Origin of the sequence: Streptomyces sp. NPDC001410, from assembly GCF_042895235.1 — a bacterium.
Taxonomy (GTDB): domain Bacteria; phylum Actinomycetota; class Actinomycetes; order Streptomycetales; family Streptomycetaceae; genus Streptomyces.
On the sequence record NZ_JBIAWE010000002.1, the window covers coordinates 561,677 to 576,863 of the forward strand.

Annotated in this window: 11 protein-coding genes; 6 read left to right on the forward strand and 5 right to left on the reverse strand. The window is 71.3% G+C overall.

Annotated features, from left to right (window positions below):
* Positions 1 to 32 precede the first annotated feature (32 nt).
* Positions 33 to 1,007 carry an SGNH/GDSL hydrolase family protein gene (locus tag ACFY3C_RS06030; RefSeq protein WP_390769865.1) on the reverse strand — a complete coding sequence of 325 codons (975 nt, stop codon included), beginning with the start codon at positions 1,005 to 1,007 and terminating at the stop codon, positions 33 to 35.
* A gap of 287 nt (positions 1,008 to 1,294) precedes the next feature.
* Positions 1,295 to 1,597, reverse strand: a complete 303-nt coding sequence (locus ACFY3C_RS06035) for a hypothetical protein (protein WP_390769866.1) — start codon at positions 1,595 to 1,597, stop codon at positions 1,295 to 1,297.
* A gap of 274 nt (positions 1,598 to 1,871) precedes the next feature.
* Here ACFY3C_RS06035 and ACFY3C_RS06040 point away from each other — a divergent pair, with 274 nt between their 5' ends.
* Entirely contained in the window at positions 1,872 to 2,453 is a 582-nt protein-coding gene (locus ACFY3C_RS06040) for a hypothetical protein (RefSeq protein ID WP_386571819.1), read from the forward strand.
* Here the strand turns inward: ACFY3C_RS06040 and ACFY3C_RS06045 are convergent.
* Positions 2,438 to 2,995 carry a hypothetical protein gene (locus tag ACFY3C_RS06045; protein WP_386571820.1) on the reverse strand — a complete coding sequence of 186 codons (558 nt, stop codon included), beginning with the start codon at positions 2,993 to 2,995 and terminating at the stop codon, positions 2,438 to 2,440. The genes ACFY3C_RS06040 and ACFY3C_RS06045 overlap by 16 nt on opposite strands.
* A gap of 260 nt (positions 2,996 to 3,255) precedes the next feature.
* Here ACFY3C_RS06045 and ACFY3C_RS06050 point away from each other — a divergent pair, with 260 nt between their 5' ends.
* The 4 genes from ACFY3C_RS06050 (at position 3,256) to ACFY3C_RS06065 (ending at position 11,464) form a co-directional block, all read left to right on the forward strand.
* The gene (locus tag ACFY3C_RS06050; RefSeq protein ID WP_390769867.1) at positions 3,256 to 5,895 is read left to right on the forward strand and encodes an amino acid permease; all 2,640 of its coding nucleotides are present in this window, start codon (positions 3,256 to 3,258) and stop codon (positions 5,893 to 5,895) included.
* Positions 5,896 to 6,016: 121 nt separating this feature from the next.
* Positions 6,017 to 7,000, forward strand: a complete 984-nt coding sequence (locus ACFY3C_RS06055) for a polyphosphate kinase 2 family protein (RefSeq protein ID WP_390769868.1) — start codon at positions 6,017 to 6,019, stop codon at positions 6,998 to 7,000.
* The gene (locus tag ACFY3C_RS06060) at positions 6,997 to 9,714 is read left to right on the forward strand and encodes a cation-translocating P-type ATPase (protein WP_390769869.1); all 2,718 of its coding nucleotides are present in this window, start codon (positions 6,997 to 6,999) and stop codon (positions 9,712 to 9,714) included. The genes ACFY3C_RS06055 and ACFY3C_RS06060 overlap by 4 nt, the downstream gene beginning before the upstream one ends.
* 10 nt (positions 9,715 to 9,724) lie before the next feature.
* Entirely contained in the window at positions 9,725 to 11,464 is a 1,740-nt protein-coding gene (locus tag ACFY3C_RS06065) for a SulP family inorganic anion transporter (protein ID WP_390769870.1), read from the forward strand.
* A 2-nt stretch (positions 11,465 to 11,466) separates the two neighbouring features.
* On the opposite strand, the gene ACFY3C_RS06070 is transcribed toward ACFY3C_RS06065, so the two are convergent.
* Both ACFY3C_RS06070 and ACFY3C_RS06075 read right to left on the reverse strand, forming a co-directional pair.
* A complete protein-coding gene (locus tag ACFY3C_RS06070) occupies positions 11,467 to 12,774 on the reverse strand; it encodes a diacylglycerol/lipid kinase family protein (RefSeq protein ID WP_390769871.1) in 1,308 nt (435 codons plus the stop codon).
* 79 nt (positions 12,775 to 12,853) lie between these two features.
* Positions 12,854 to 12,997 (reverse strand): hypothetical protein, encoded by a 144-nt coding sequence (locus ACFY3C_RS06075; RefSeq protein ID WP_390769872.1) that lies wholly within the window; start codon positions 12,995 to 12,997, stop codon positions 12,854 to 12,856.
* A gap of 119 nt (positions 12,998 to 13,116) precedes the next feature.
* Between ACFY3C_RS06075 and ACFY3C_RS06080 the strand changes: the two genes are divergently transcribed.
* Positions 13,117 to 15,159 carry a restriction endonuclease gene (locus tag ACFY3C_RS06080; protein WP_390769873.1) on the forward strand — a complete coding sequence of 681 codons (2,043 nt, stop codon included), beginning with the start codon at positions 13,117 to 13,119 and terminating at the stop codon, positions 15,157 to 15,159.
* Positions 15,160 to 15,187 lie beyond the last annotated feature (28 nt).

A 15,187-nucleotide genomic window follows, 5' to 3' on the forward strand; every position in this document is an offset into this window, starting at 1 on the left:
GCGGGATCGCGGGCCGGGGCGCCCTGTGCGGGTCAGTTCACGCCGATGGTGTCCAGCATCGCCGCTGCGACGTGGTCGGCGGCGTTGCGGTGGCCCCGGGCGTTGGGGTGCACGACGGCCGGCTGGTCAGGGACGCGGGTGAAGATGCCTTCCACCCACTTGCCGGTGTCGCAGACGCTGTGGTTCCGGGAGGAGTCGTAGAGGTCGACGAAGCGGGCGGAGTCGTGGGTGCCGGCCGACTTCTCGATGACGTTGTTGAGGGGCTCCAGAACGTCCTGGCGCAGCCAGTCCAGGTCGCCCTGGGTGATCGAGCCGAACTGCTCCAGGTCGTTGTACCGGCACTTGGAGGTGTCCTTGGGGATGACCGTGGGGTAGCCCACGGCCAGGATCTTCGCGTGCGGGGCGCGCTCGTGGAGCACGGTGAGCATCTCGTCGTAGTCCCTGCTCGCCTTGTTCAGCCGGCCGGGGATGCCGCCGGCCAGGTCGTCCCGGCACGGGGTGCCCACTCCGCCGCTGCCCGCGCCCAGTTGCAGGCACTGGAAGAGGATGTCGGCGAAGCCGATCGAGTTGCCGCCCACGCCGACGGTGACGACGTCGGTGCCGGGGCCCACCGCGGCGGACTGGGGAGGCACCGCGGGGAACGGGTAGTCCGGGTCCTCGGAGAGGGGCGGCAGGTGACGTCCGATCGGCTCCTGGGCTCTGAAGGTGACGTCCTCGATCGTGGCGGCGCCGCAGCTGACGTCGGTCAGGTCGAAGAGTGAGCCGAGGTCGCGGTCGATGACCTGCGGGTAGGACTGGTCGGTGCGCTCGCAGCCGTCGCGGGGGACTTCGAAGGTGTCGCCCGCGGCGGGGATGACACCGGCGGTGTAGGAGTCGCCCAGGGCGACCCACTGGTGGGCTGCCGCGGCGGCGGGTTGCGCCGCGGCGAGTTGTGCGGGAACCAGGGCGCCTGCGGCGAGAGTTGCGGCCGTGCCGAGCATGGCCAGACGAGTACGGAAGCTTGCCACGAATCCTCCAGGGATACGGGGTTGGCATCCCTTTGACCATAAAGAGAGAGTTACTGACTGCACTAGATCCAATGCGGACAGTGACATACGGGCGGCCGGGTGCGCGTTGTGAGCGGGTCGGATCGGTGTGGCGACCAGTCGCGTTCGTTACGTGGCAGGCCTTGCACGATATGTGGGCAGCGCGGGGGAGGTCCTTGACCGACTGCTCGACCCCGGCCCGACGCCCGTACTCTCCGTGGCTGTCCTGTTCTCGATCAGCGGCCGGTCCGTTGCGTGAACGGCCCCGGCTATCCGTCTCTCCGCAGGATGTACGTACTGCGCGAGTCCGGGGCACCGAAGAAGAAGTAGAGCTCGAGTGCCTTCTTGTTGTCGCGCCGCAGCTCGAATGTCCAGGTGTAGGTCTTGGGGGGCTGGGGGCGGTCCGTCGTCGGGGCGGGCGGGTCGTCCGGCTCCGGTGCTCGTGTCGCCACCGCTGTGCGTGCGGTGAGGGTCAGTTGGACATGCCGGCCGTCGTTCCATCCGGTCCGCTTGTCGGTCAGCTTCCAGGTTCCCGTACCCGACAGGCGCCACCTGTCGTCGAAGTCATCCATGAACCCGACACCTCTGCCTGCTTTGCATCATGCAGCGCGGGCACGTCGTCGTACATGTGGGGATTGCATTCCGTGAGCGCGAGCAGGCAGGCGGCGAACACCGCGTGCCGCCCTCGGGCGAGGCCGGATGAGTGGCGCGGCATCAGTCCCCCGGAGAAACAGCGGCATCAAAGGCGGTCGTGAGTCGACGGCTTGGCGGTTGCGGCCCCGTCATGCCGGCACTGTTTCTGAACATGTTCAACTCCGGCGCCGCGCCCGGGCTACTGTTCGGCGTATGACTCCGATCAGTCCCGAGAACCCGCTGACCTCAGAAGGCGCCCAGGCCCTGCTTGCCATGCTCCCCGCCCGAGTTGAGCTGAAGCCGGGCATGAGCGAGCGGGAACTCGATCGCGTCGAGGAGCGCTGGGAATTCCGTTTCGCTCCGGAGCACCGGACCCTCCTGGGCGCGGGACTGCCGACCGGGGGCCGCAACTGGCCCGATTGGCGGGACGGCGACCCGGAGGACCTGGCGGAACGGCTCGCCTGGCCGGCGGACGGAGTGCTGTTCGACGTGGAGCGCAACAGTTTCTGGCATCCGGACTGGGATGTGCGGCCGGCGGGCATGCAGGACGCCCTGGAGGTGGCTCGCGCGTACCTGGCCGAGGTCCCGGTCATGGTGCCGATCCACTCGCACCGGTACCTGCTGGCGGATCCGGACCGCACGGGCACACCGGTGCTGTCGATGTACCAGACCGACATCATTTACTACGGCGCCGATCTGGTCGACTACTTCCACCACGAGTTCGGCGCGCCCGTGCCCACACCCGAAGGCCATCAGTACGCCACGATCCCGTTCTGGTCCTACTTCCTGGACTGAACGGCCGACGGCGACGCGGGGGTCTCCTCCTGTGTGGGCGCACCGCGGCCGATGGTCATCGACCAGCGCACGGAGGAGGGGGCCTCGACGGAGGCGACGCCGCTGCGGTCCACGCCGCTGACAGCCAGCTGGTTGTAGGTGGTGCTGACCTGGTCGGCGCGGCACTCCAGCGAGAAGGAGGCGCGCACGGGCCGCACGGCGACCTTGATCTTGCCTGTGCCCTGGCAGCTGACCGCGACGATCAGGGCGTCCCCCTTCCTGCCCTTGCCGAAGGCGAGGCTCGCGTTCCCGGTGGTCGCCTTCAGGCGGCCGGCGAGTGTTTCGTCGGCGTCCAGCTCCGGGGGCTGTCGGACCGAGGGCTGTGCACTGCTGTCCGGCGTGGCCGTCGCCGCCGTTGACCCCGGCTCGGACGAACGTGCGGGCTGCGCAGGCTTCTCGGCCTCGGTGTGGCCCGAGGTGCAGCCGGTGAGCGGAGCGAGCAGTGCGGCACACGCGATGCTCAGTCCTGCGAGGGTTCGCAAAGCCGCCTTGGATGTGCGCATGACACTTCTTCCTTGGTCCAGGGTGGTGACGCGGCCGGGATCGATCGGTCACTGGCGGCTGATCATGTCAGCGGCGAGGGGCGGACTGTCGGCTTCCGTGGATCTTCTGAGCAAGATGTGAGCTTCGCATGGCACGTGAAGCATGGAGTGCGAGTCGCCGGTCCGGGCCTCGCAGGATGCGTCACCCGGGTGCCGAGGGGGCCCGGCGGTGACGCCGCCGCGCTGTTGCGGAGGGCAGTGGCCCCGCGTTGGAATCAAGTGTGAGGCACTTTGGCGGCGTCGAGTCCGTCGGCCGCCCCGCGCCCGGGACGCGAGCCGGCCGGAAAGGGCTCAAGAGCAACGCCCTGGGCATGTTCTCCTCGGTGGTCATGGGTCTGGCCTCCACCGGCCCGGCGTACAGCATCGCCGCCACGCTGGGCATCATCGTGGCCGGGGTCGGACTGCAGGCCCCGATCGTCACCATCCTGGCCTTCATCCCGATGCTGCTGGTCGCGTACGCCTTCCGGGAGCTGAACGCGAGCAACGCCGACTGCGGGACCACCTTCACCTGGGCCACCCGTGCCTTCGGGCCGCGCACCGGCTGGATGGGCGGCTGGGGCATCGTCGTCGCCGACGTCATCGTCATGGTGAACCTCGCCGAGATCGCCGGTGTCTACGGCTTCCGGCTGGTGGGCCTGGACGCGCTGGGGGAGAGCCGGCTGTGGACCACGGTGGCCGGCATCGTCTGGATCACCCTGCTGACCGCGATCTGCTACGTGGGCATCGAGGTCTCGGCGGCGGTCCAGCGCTGGCTGCTCTGCCTCGAAGTGCTGATGCTGATCCTGTTCGCCGTCGCCGCGCTGGTCCGGGTCTACACCGATCCTCCCGCGACGGCGATCCACGTCTCCGCCTCCTGGTTCAACCCCTTCGACGTGTCCTCGACACGGGCCCTGACCTCGGGCATCCTCGCGGGCGTCTTCATCTACTGGGGCTGGGACACCTCCTTCGCGGTCAACGAGGAGACCGTCGACAGCACACGTATCCCCGGGCGCGCGGCGGTCCTGTCCATCGTGCTGCTCCTGGTCACGTACGGGCTGGTGTCGACGTCGGCGCAGGCGTTCGCGGGAGTCGGCACCTCGGGTATCGGGCTCGGCAACCTGGACAACTCGGACGACGTGTTCTCGGGGCTGGGCGATGCCGTCTTCGGGAGTCACGAAACGGGGCTGGTCCTGTCGAGACTGCTGATCCTGATGGTGCTGACCTCGGCGCTGGCCTCCGCCCAGACCACCATCCTGCCCCTGGCCAGGACCGTCTTCTCCATGGCGGTCCACAAGGCCGTCCCCGCCCGGTTCGCCCGCATCCACCGCAGGTTTCTCACCCCGACCTGGGGGACCGTCGGCATGGGAGCGGCCTCGATCGCCCTGCTGATCCTGCTGACGTCGTTCAGCCAGAACATCGTGGCCGACTCGATCGACTCGGTCGGGCTCGCGATCGCATTCCAGTACGGGCTGACCGGCTTCGCCTGCCTCTGGTACTACCGCAAAGTCCTCACCCGCAGCGTCCGGGACATGGTCTTCAAGGGCGTGTTCCCGGGGCTCGGCGGGCTGATCATGCTCCTGCTGTTCCTGTACGCCACCTTCGGCGTCTACGCGAACCCCCGGTACGGCACGACCAGCGTCGACCTGCCGCTGATCGGACCGACCGGCGGGGTCACCGTCCTCGGCCTCGGCGCCCTGCTGATCGGTTTCCTGCTGATGCCGGTGGTCACCCGGGGCCACACGGTGGCCCTCAAACTCCAGCGGAGCCTGCTGCCGCGCCACCTGCCGGCGCACACCGCCGTCGACTCGGCGAGCCGCTACCAGCCCGCCGACAGCGGGTCCGGGGTGGGCGGCGACTGGTACGACGTCATCCCCCTGTCGGGCGGCCGGGTCGGCCTGGTCGTCGGGGACGTGCTCGGTCACGGCATGCACGCCGCGGTGACCATGGGGCAGCTGCGCACGGGGGTACGCGTCCTGGCCCGCCTGGACCTGAGCCCGGACGAGCTGCTGTCCCGCCTGGACGACCTCGCAGAGCACACCGCGCACGAGCGCGGGACCGGACACGGCCCCGGCCACCTGAGGCCGCGGCCCCCCGCGGCGCTGGGCGTGGCCTGCCTGTACGCGGTGTACGACCCCGCGTCCGGAAAGTGCCGTCTGGCGCAGGCCGGGGACTCGGTGCTGTCAGCCGTCGTACCGCGCCCGGGTGTCGTCGAGTGTCCGGAGCTGCCGTCCGGGCCGCCGCTGGGGGTCGGTGGCCCGCCCTACCAGAGCACGGAACTGGAGTTCCCGCCGGGCAGCGTCGTCGCCCTCTTCACGGGCGGGCTCCTCCAGGCGGCCGACGACCGTGCGGCCGGGCTCGCGCAGCTGTCCCAGGTGCTCGCCGGCGACTGCAGGTCCCTGCAAGGGCTGTGCGACAGGGTGGTGGACACCCTGCTGCCCGGGGCGGTGGACGTGGACGCGACACTGCTCACGGTCCGCACCCGCATGCTCGACCGGAACCAGTTCGCCGAGTGGGCCCTGGCCTCGGACCCGGCGGCGGTGGCCACCATCCGCTCCGCCGTCGCGAAGCGGCTCGGCGACTGGGGGCTGGACGACCTGGCGTTCACCACCGAGCTGATCGTCAGCGAACTGGTCACCAACGCCATCCGCTACGCCGGCGGCGGCCCGATCCAGGTACGCCTGATCCGCGACCGGAACCTGATCTGCGAGGTCTCCGACACCGGCCACACCACGCCCAACCTGAAGCACGCGGAAAACGACGACGAGGGCGGCCGGGGCCTGTTCATCATCGCCCAGATGACCCACCACTGGGGCACGCGCTACACCCCCACCGGCAAGACGATCTGGACCGAGCAGGACCTGCAGCCGGCGGACGGGCCGTAGCCCCCCGCAACCACCCGCGGAGGGTGAGGCCGGCACCGCCGATCGGTTCGACCCTGTCGGGAGGGCGACCCGGCGCGAGGCCGGGCCGACGGGTCGGGCCAGGGTGGAAGGCGGGCGGACGATGGCCGACGACAGGGCCGAACGCATAGCGGAGTTCATCAGGCCACTGCGGGTCGAGCCCGGCAGGAAGGTGCATCTGGCGGACGACTTCGATCCCGGCTACAAGGCGGGCATCCGGAAGAAGAAGGAGGGCGTCGAGCTGCTCCGCACCGGTGTCGAGCTGCTCGCCGACTACCAGCGGCGGCTGGCGGCCCAGGACACGTACGGAGTGCTGGTCTGCCTGCAGGCGCTGGACGCCGGCGGCAAGGACGGGACCATCCGCCATGTGATGAGCGGCGTCAACCCGCAGGGCGTGCAGGTGTCCAGCTTCAAGGTGCCCTCGACCGAGGAGCTGGATCACGACTATCTGTGGCGCTACGCCTGCAGGCTGCCCGGGCGCGGCGAGATCGGCATCTTCAACCGGTCCCACTACGAGGAGGTCCTGGTCGTACGGGTGCACCCGGAGAACCTCGACCGGCAGCGGCTGCCGGACTCGGCGCGCGGCCCGGACGTGTGGGACCGGCGATACCGGGAGATCAACGACTGGGAGCACTATCTGACCGACAACGGGTTCCGGATCGTGAAGCTGTTCCTGAACCTGTCGAAGGAGGAGCAGCGGATCCGCTTCCTCAAGCGCATCGACGTTCCCGAGCGCAACTGGAAGTTCTCGCCCGCCGACGTCAGGGAGCGGGCCCGGTGGGACGACTACCAGCGCGCGTTCTCGCAGATGCTGTCCGCCACCAGCACCAAATGGGCGCCCTGGTACGTCGTACCCGCCGACCACAAGTGGTTCGCGCGCGTCTGTGCTGCCGCGGTGCTCGCGCACACGCTGATCGAGATCAACCCCCAGTACCCGCGGGTCAGTGACGAGACCCGGCGTGGGCTGGCCGAGGTCAGGCGGGAGCTGGAGCGTGAGGCGCCCAAGGGTGCCGCGCCCGACCCGTACGCCGCATCGGTTTCCAAAGGCGAATCCGGCAACAGGAAGCCGAGGAGGCGCGCGCCGTGACCGCGCAGACGGATGCCCCGCACGAGGGGGCGACGGACGACCGGGCCTGGTACGCGCGCTCCGCGGCGGAGGTCGCCGCCGGGTTCGGGGTGGATCCGGCCGTGGGGCTGTCCTCGGCGAGGGCCGCGGAGCTGCTGCGGGCGAACGGCCCGAACGCGCTGCCGGAGGAGAAACCCCTGCCGGGCTGGCGCCGCTACCTGGCCCAGTACCGCAGCTACATGCAGATGGTCCTGGTCGCCGCCGCCGTGGTGTCGTTCCTGATCGCGGAGTGGCACACGGGCATCCTGCTGGTCGTGCTGACGGTCCTCAACGCGGTCGTCGGCATGCGACAGGAGGGCAAGGCGGAGAGCGCCATGAACGCGCTCAAGTCGATGCTGAAGGCGACCGCCCGGGTGCGCCGGGACGGGACGGAGTCCGAGATCCCGGCCGAGGAGGTGGTCGTCGGTGACGTCGTCCTCCTCACCGCCGGGGACGAGGTCCCCGCCGACGGCCGGATCATCGCGGCCAGCGCCCTGCAGATCGACGAGTCGGCGCTGACGGGCGAGAGCGTGCCCGCCGCCAAGGACGCGACGACCCTGGCCGGCGGCGACCTGGGCCCCGGGGACCGGACGAACATGGCGTTCATGAACACGCCGGTCACGCACGGCAGCGCGACGGTGATCGTCACGGCCACGGGCGCCGGCACCGAACTCGGCCGTATCTCCGGGATGCTGTCGGCGACGCCCCGCGAAGCCTCCCCGCTGGACCGGGAGCTGAACCGGCTCACCCTGTGGATCACGGGCGCTGCCGGACTGACGATGATCGTGATGTTCGTCCTGGGGCGCAGCCGCGGCGAGGCGTGGGACACGCTGTTCGTGAGCGCCGTCTCGCTGGCCATCGCCGCCATCCCGGAGGCCCTGCCCACGGTGACCCAGACGATCCTGTCGATCGGCGGGGTGGACCTGGCCCGGCGTCAGGCGATCGTGAAGGACCTGCCGTCGGTGGAGTCGCTGGGGTTCACCTCGGCGATCAACTCCGACAAGACCGGCACCCTCACCATGAACCAGATGACCGTCGTGGAGGTCATCGATCCCGGCGACCGCTACACCGTCTCCGGCACCGGTTACGGGCTGGAGGGCAAGGTCCATCACGCCGTCGGCAGCACGCCCGGCATCGAGGACGCGATCCTGCCCTACGTGGTCGCCAGCGACGCCGGGCTCGTGGACGGCAAGGTGGTCGGCGACCCCACCGAGGGCGCCCTGCTGGTGCTCGGCAACAAGGCCGGGCTGGACATCGACGCCACCCGGGAGCGGCTGCCCCGGCTGGCCACGCTGCCGTTCGACCCGTCGTACAAGCTGATGGCCACCTTCCACTCGGCCACGGACGCGGCCGGCCGCCCGGTCGTGCGGTGCTTCGTGAAGGGGGCGGCGCCCGCGGTCATGGCCCGGGCCGCCACCGCGCTGCGCGACGGCACGACCGTCCCCTGGGACGCGGAGTTGCGCGAGCGGGCCCAGACACACGTCGAGCGCATGGGCGGCGAGGGGCTGCGGGTGATGGCCGCCGCGCGCCGCGACCTCGACCCGGCCGCCTTCGAACCGGACGGGGACCTGCTCGCCCACGTCACCGACCTGCAGATGACGAGCCTGGTCGGCATGGTCGACCCGCCGCGCGCGGAGTCGCGGGCGGCCGTGGCCGACGCGCAGGCCGCGCACATCCGGGTGCGGATGGTGACCGGCGACGACGTCGTCACAGGCGCTGCCATCGCCCGGCAGCTGGGCATCGAGGGCGAGGCGCTCCTCGGCGCCGAGTTCGCCGCGCTGCCGGAGAGCGAGCGGCTCGCCCGCATCGACGACATCGGAGTGGTCGGCCGCGTCGCCCCCGAACACAAGGTGCTGCTCGCCGACACGCTCAAGAAGAAGGGCGACGTGGTCGCCATGACCGGGGACGGCGTCAACGACGCCCCGGCCATCAAGGCGGCCGACATCGGCATCGCCATGGGCTCTGGCACGGAGGTCGCCAAGAACGCCGGGCGGATGGTGCTGTCCGACGACAACTTCGCGACGATCGTCTTCGCCGTCGAGCAGGGCCGCAAGATCTACGACAACCTCACGAAGTACATCCGCTTCGTCCTCGTGCTCCTCGTGGTGTTCGTCCTGACCTTCCTCGGCGCGACCCTGTTCGACATCGCGGCGGGCGAACCCTTCAGCCCGGCCCAGGTGCTGTGGATCCACTTCTTCGTCAACGCGGCCTTCGGCTTCGCGCTCGGCTTCGACCGGCAGAGCCCCGGACTCATGGAGCGCAGACCGCGTCCGCGCGGTGAACCCGTGCTGACCAGGGGCGTGATGGTCACGGTCGGGCTGTCCGGGCTGGTGATCACGATCGGCCTGCTCGCCCTGATCAAGCTCGGCGAGGCGCACTACGGCAGCACCGCCGTCGGCCAGTCCGTCGCGTTCACGTCCTTCGCGCTCTGCCTGATCGTGGCCGCGCTCGAATGCCGCAGCGAGACCGAGACCGTCCTGACCACCGCCAGCTTCGACAGCAAGCAGATGAACTGGGCGATGCTCGTGGAGTTCGTCCTCGCGGTGCTGGTCACACAGATGGACGGCTTCCAGCGGCTGCTGGGCACGACACAGATCAACGTGCGGCAGTTCGGCTGGGCGCTGGTGCCGGCGCTGATGCTGCTCGGGCTGTGGGAGCTGGGCAAGTTCGTCGCCAGGCGGGCCGCAAGGACGTGAGAGGCCGTAGATGGCGACCCGGCACGCCACCGCATGGGTACTGACCCGGCTGCGGGCCGTTCCCGGGGTCCGCGCCGCGTCGTCGTACCGGCGCGAGTGGCTGGCCAAGGACCTGGTCGCCGGAGTCGTCCTGACGACGCTGCTGGTGCCGCAGGGCATGGCCTACGCCGAACTCGCGGGCCTGCCGCCGATCACCGGCCTGTACACGTCGATCCTGTGCCTGCTGGGCTACGCGGTCTGCGGACCGTCCCGGATCCTGGTGCTGGGCCCGGACTCCTCGCTCGGCCCGATGATCGCCGCCACCGTGCTCCCGCTGGCCGGGGCGGGCGGAGATCCCGACCGGGCCGTCGCCCTGGCCTCGATGCTCGCCCTGATGGTCGCGCTCGTGATGATCCTGGCCTCGATGGCGAAGCTCGGCTTCGTCGCCGATCTGATCTCCAAGCCCACGATGATCGGCTACATGAACGGGCTGGCCCTGACCATCCTGATCGGACAGCTGCCCAAGCTGCTCGGCTTCAAGGTCGAGGCGGACACCCTGATCGGGGAGTGCGTCGGCCTCGTCGAGAAGCTGGCCGCCGGGGCGGTCGTACCGGCCGCGGCCGCGGTGGGGATCGGCGGGGTCGTGCTGCTGCTGGTGCTGCAGCGCCGGCTGCCGAAGGTGCCCGCGGTGCTGGTGATGGTGGTGCTGGCGATCGGCGCCGCCGCCGTGTTCGAGCTGGGCGCGCACGGGGTCGGCCTGGTCGGGGTGCTGCCGAAGGGCTTCCCGCCGTTCACCGTGCCCGACGTCCGGCTCGACGACCTCGGGCCGCTGTCCGCGGGCGCCCTGGGCATCGCCGTGGTCTCCCTGGCCGACACCATCTCCAACGCGTCGGCCTTCGCGGCCCGGACCGGACAGGAGGTCCGGGGCAACCAGGAGATGGCCGGGATCGGGGCCGCCAACCTGGCGGCGGGCTTCTTCCAGGGCTTCCCGGTGAGCACGAGCGGCTCGCGCACGGCGGTGGCGGAACGGGCGGGCGCGCGGACCCAGTTGACCGGGGTCGTCGGCGCGGCCCTGATCGTCCTCATGCTCCTGCTGGTCCCGGGGCTGTTCCGGAACCTGCCCCAGCCCGCGCTGGCCGCCGTGGTCATCGTCGCGTCCCTGTCCCTCGCCGACCTGCCGGGGACCGTACGGCTGTGGCGGCAGCGCCGCGTCGAGTTCCTGCTGTCGCTCGCGGCCTTCGTCGGCGTCGCGTTCCTCGGGGTGCTGGCCGGGATCGCGATCGCGGTCGCCCTCTCCGTCCTCAACGTCTTCCGCCGCGCCTGGTGGCCGTACGACGCCGTGCTGGGCCGGGTGCCCGGACTGGAGGGCTTCCACGACATCCGCTCCCACCCCGGCGCGCAGCGGCTGCCCGGCCTGGTGATCTACCGGTTCGACGCGCCGCTCTTCTTCGCCAACGCCAGGACCTTCCGCGATCAGGTCCGCCGGCTCGCCCACGGGGACCCGCGGCCGAGCTGGATCGTGGTCGCGGCCGAGCCGATGACCGACGTGGACACCACCGCCGCCGATGTCCTGGAAGATCTCGACGAGGCCCTCAACGCCGAGCACATCCATCTGGTGTTCGCCGAGCTGAAGGACCCGGTGCGGCGGAAGATCGAACGCTACGGGCTCACCCGCACCATCGACCCGGACCACTTCTTCCCCACGGTCGAGGCCGCCGTCGCCGCCTACCGCCTGCGCACCGGCGCCCAGTGGACCACCGGCGCCGGGTGACGTCACCTGCCCAGCGCGAGCCGTGCCACCCGTGGCCAGTCGGCGGCCGGCCGGGCGACCGGTGAACCGGGGCGGTGGCGCGGCACGCGGACGCGCAGGGCCCCGGCGTCTATCCGGCACACGACGGGTACGGGCAGCTCGACGTGCTCCCCGTCGATACCGGCCGGGACGGTGGACGCGTCCGTCTCGACGACGACCTCCCGCGCGGTCAGCCGGGTCAGCCCCGGCGGGCGCGGGCCGCGCAGCAGCCGGGCCGCCTGCGCGGTGCTGCCGACGCGCACGCACAGCACGCCGAGCCGTCCGGAGTTCAGGCAGACCCGGCGCCCCGGGCGGGAGACGTCGACGGCACGCCGGTAGGGGTTGTTGCTGACCAGCAGCGCCTGCAGGCCCGAGGCCCGCGTTCGTCCGGCCCGCATGCGCAGGCTGGGGGCCTTGTCACCGGTGAGGAGATCGGGCAGCTCCCGCAGGGCCGTGCGGACCTTCTGGTCCCGGTAGGCGGGATTGGCCACCACGACTGCGTACGTGCCGAAGGAGACGTTGTTGACGAACACCCGGTCGGCGGCGAACCCGAGGTCGACGCGGAACTCGTCGGCGTCGGTGAGTGCCGCCAGGGCGGCCGCAGGATCTTCCCGGTCCAGGCCGAGGTCCAGGGCGAAGTGGTTGCGGGTGCCGGCCGGGATCACGACGAAGGGCAGACCGTGCCGGGCCGCGACCTCGGCGACCAGAGCCTGCGTGCCGTCCCCGCCGGCCACCCCCAGCAGGTCGGCGCCGTCCGCCACCGCACGCCGGGCCAGCTCCGCCACGTCCTGGTGCCGTGTCGGGTCCAGCAGGACGACCTCGGCGCCCGCCGCCCGTGCCCGCTCCGCCAGGTGGCAGCGGGCCACCTTGCCGCCGCCGGAGTTCGGGTTCATCAGGACCCACGGATGGCGCGGCGGCTCGACGGGACCCCGGTCACGGTGGCGCGCGGAAGCACCCGCGGGCGTCAGGGCGATCTGCGCGGCCACCACCGCCAGCACCCACAGGCCCAGCGAGAGGAAGACCGCCCACAGCAGGTCGTGCGCGGCGTACAGCGCGAGGACCGCCAGAGGCGCGGCCACCGACAGCAGCGTCCCCACGGCCCGGACGACTCCGGTGTGCGCGAGGGCCCCCCACACCCCGGCGGCGGTGAGGGCCAGCCCCGCGACCCCCACCAGCACCCACAGCACGCTCTTCAGCCCGGCGACGACCAGCGGCACCGTCACGCTGCCCAGCAGGGCGAGCAGCGCCGCACGGGCCCAGCGGGCGGGAGCCGGGCCCAAAGCCGATCTCACTGTGTGCGTGGCCCACCTCGAAAGAAGTCGCAGAAGCCGTCATCGCGACCAGCTTGGCCACGGCGGACGCCGGACGGCTTCACCCGATGCGGGTGAACACGATCGGCGAGGTCACGGGCCGCAGGGTCACGCCCGGCGCCGAGCGGTGCGCACTCGCCGCATCCCGGATCAACCGCGGATCGCCCTCGGGCCCGGGAACCACCATGAACTCCGAACCCGGCATCTTGCACCTCGCATGTGCGGGACGGCACATGCCGGATAAAGTCGTCCGGTTACGACCGGTTGTGGGGGCAACCGGAGTTGGGTCGGCTGTGCCGACGTCCTGGGGAGGGCATACAGCGGATGAGTCGTCGCTCTGCTGGTTTGGTGGGGGTCTGGGCCGAAGTGCAGCGGCAGCAGCAGCGCCAGAGAGAAGCCGAGGCCCGGCAGCGTAGAGAGCAGGAGCGGCAGGCGCGGGCCCACCAGCGGCATCTTGCCCAGAGTCACCGTGAGTACCGGCAGGCCGAGGCGGGGCGCCGCACAGCCGAGCTGGACGCCCGGGTGGCCTCCCTGCAGGGGCTGCTGGCCGCCGGGTGCCGTGCCCCGGCCTTCCGGGCGGCGGTGCTGCTGCGCACCGAGGAGGTCCAGGCGTTCGACCCGGGACCCCTCGGATGGCCGGTGCGCATGCCGGATCCGGCGCAGTACCAGCCGCAGGGCGGCTGGACGGCGAACCGGCGCGCGCAGGCGCAGGCCGAGGCCCGGGCCCGGTTTGAGCACGACTGGCATGCCGCCCAGGCCGCCGAGGCGCAGCGGCAGCAGCAACTCGCCGCCTTCCGGAACGAGTACGAGCAGCGGACCGGCGCCCAGCTGTCGGAGGTGCGGCGGCACAACGCCGGTGTCGCCGAGCTGACCGAGGGCGTCAGGCGCGGCGAACCCGAGGCGGTGGTCGAGTACTTCTCGGCCGTCCTGTACGCCTCCACGACCTGGCCCGAGGGGTTTGCGCGGCAGGTCGTTGCCGCGTACGACGCACCGGCCCGGCAGCTGGTGCTGGACTGGGAGCTGCCCGGCTACGACGTCGTTCCCGAGGCGAAGTCCGTGCGGTACATGCCCACGCTGGACCAGGACAAGGAGACCCCGCGTCCCGTGGGACAGCGCCGGGCGCTGTACCGGGAGGTGCTCGCGCAGTGCGTGCTGCTCGTGGCCCACCAGCTGTTCGCGGCGGACGAGTTCGGGGCGCTGGAGTCCGTCGTGCTGAACGGAGTCGTGGACGACCACGATCCGGCCACGGGACGGCAGGCGCTCATCTGCCTGGCCACGGTCATGGCTCCGAGGGGCACGTTCACCGGTCTGCACCTGGCGCAGGTGGATCCGGTCAGCTGCCTGACCGAGGCGCTGCGGGGGCAGCTCTCGGCCCGGCCGGACCAACTCGCCGCGGTCCGGCCGAGCCGCCGGCCCCAGGACGTCCGGGACCGTCCGGTCACCCGTGGGGGTGACGAGGAACCGGATCTGTACGACATGGACCCGATCGCCTTTGAGTCCCTGGTCGCCGACCTGTTCCGGGCCATGGGCATGGAGGCGGTGACGACCGAGCGCTCGAACGACGGCGGGGTGGACGTCGACGCGGTGGATCCGACGCCGATCCGCGGCGGCAAGATCGTTGTACAGGTGAAGCGCTACCGCAACACGGTGCCGCCCACGGCGGTGCGCGACCTGTACGGGACGGTGCAGGACGTCGGCGCGAACAAGGGTGTGCTGGTCACGACGTCGGGCTTCGGACCCGGCTCTCGCACCTTCGCCCAGGGCAAGCCCCTCGAGCTGATCTCCGGCACCGAACTCGTCGACCTGCTCCACCGGCACGGGCTCCGCGGCCGTCTGGGGGAGCGGGGCCGGCCCGCTCCCAGGCCCGAGCCGGCGGCCCGCGAGGACTACAACGTGCTGGGGATGTTCTGGTCCGGTGACGTGGCGCTGGACATCTGTGCGCTGGTCTGCGCGGGCAACCGGGTACTGAGCGACGACCACTTCGTGTTCTTCAACAACCCGGCCACGCCCGACGGTTCGGTGCGTGCGGTGGCGGCCACGGCGCCCGACCGGGCCGCCCTGAGGGTGGCGTTCGACGCGCTGCCGGATCGCGCGGACCGTCTGGTGCTGGTGGCCGCCGTCGATCCGGAGGCCGACCCGCACGCGGATCTGTCCGGGTTTGCCGGCGCCGGTATCCGGTTGCTGGACTCCGCGATGACGGAGCTGGGCCGGCTCGACGTCTCGGACGGCCGGCCCTGCGAAACCGCCCTGGTGCTCGGCTCCTTCCGGCGTCGGACCGGCGGCGACTGGGACTTCGTCCTCGGCGGTCGGGGATACCCGGGCGGTCTGGCACAGCTCGTGCGCGATCACGGCATCGACGTCGAGTGAGCCGAGAACGGGAAAGGCCCGCCGGAGA

What these genes read in the sequence shown, in the direction of transcription:
- ACFY3C_RS06035 (WP_390769866.1), bottom strand. Translation starts at nt 1,597, where the DNA reads ATGGATGACTTCGACGACAGGTGGCGCCTGTCGGGTACGGGAACCTGG.
- ACFY3C_RS06040 (WP_386571819.1), top strand. Translation starts at nt 1,872, where the DNA reads ATGACTCCGATCAGTCCCGAGAACCCGCTGACCTCAGAAGGCGCCCAG.
- ACFY3C_RS06045 (WP_386571820.1), bottom strand. Translation starts at nt 2,995, where the DNA reads ATGCGCACATCCAAGGCGGCTTTGCGAACCCTCGCAGGACTGAGCATC.
- ACFY3C_RS06055 (WP_390769868.1), top strand. Translation starts at nt 6,017, where the DNA reads ATGGCCGACGACAGGGCCGAACGCATAGCGGAGTTCATCAGGCCACTG.
- ACFY3C_RS06065 (WP_390769870.1), top strand. Translation starts at nt 9,725, where the DNA reads ATGGCGACCCGGCACGCCACCGCATGGGTACTGACCCGGCTGCGGGCC.
- ACFY3C_RS06075 (WP_390769872.1), bottom strand. Translation starts at nt 12,997, where the DNA reads ATGCCGGGTTCGGAGTTCATGGTGGTTCCCGGGCCCGAGGGCGATCCG.
- ACFY3C_RS06080 (WP_390769873.1), top strand. Translation starts at nt 13,117, where the DNA reads ATGAGTCGTCGCTCTGCTGGTTTGGTGGGGGTCTGGGCCGAAGTGCAG.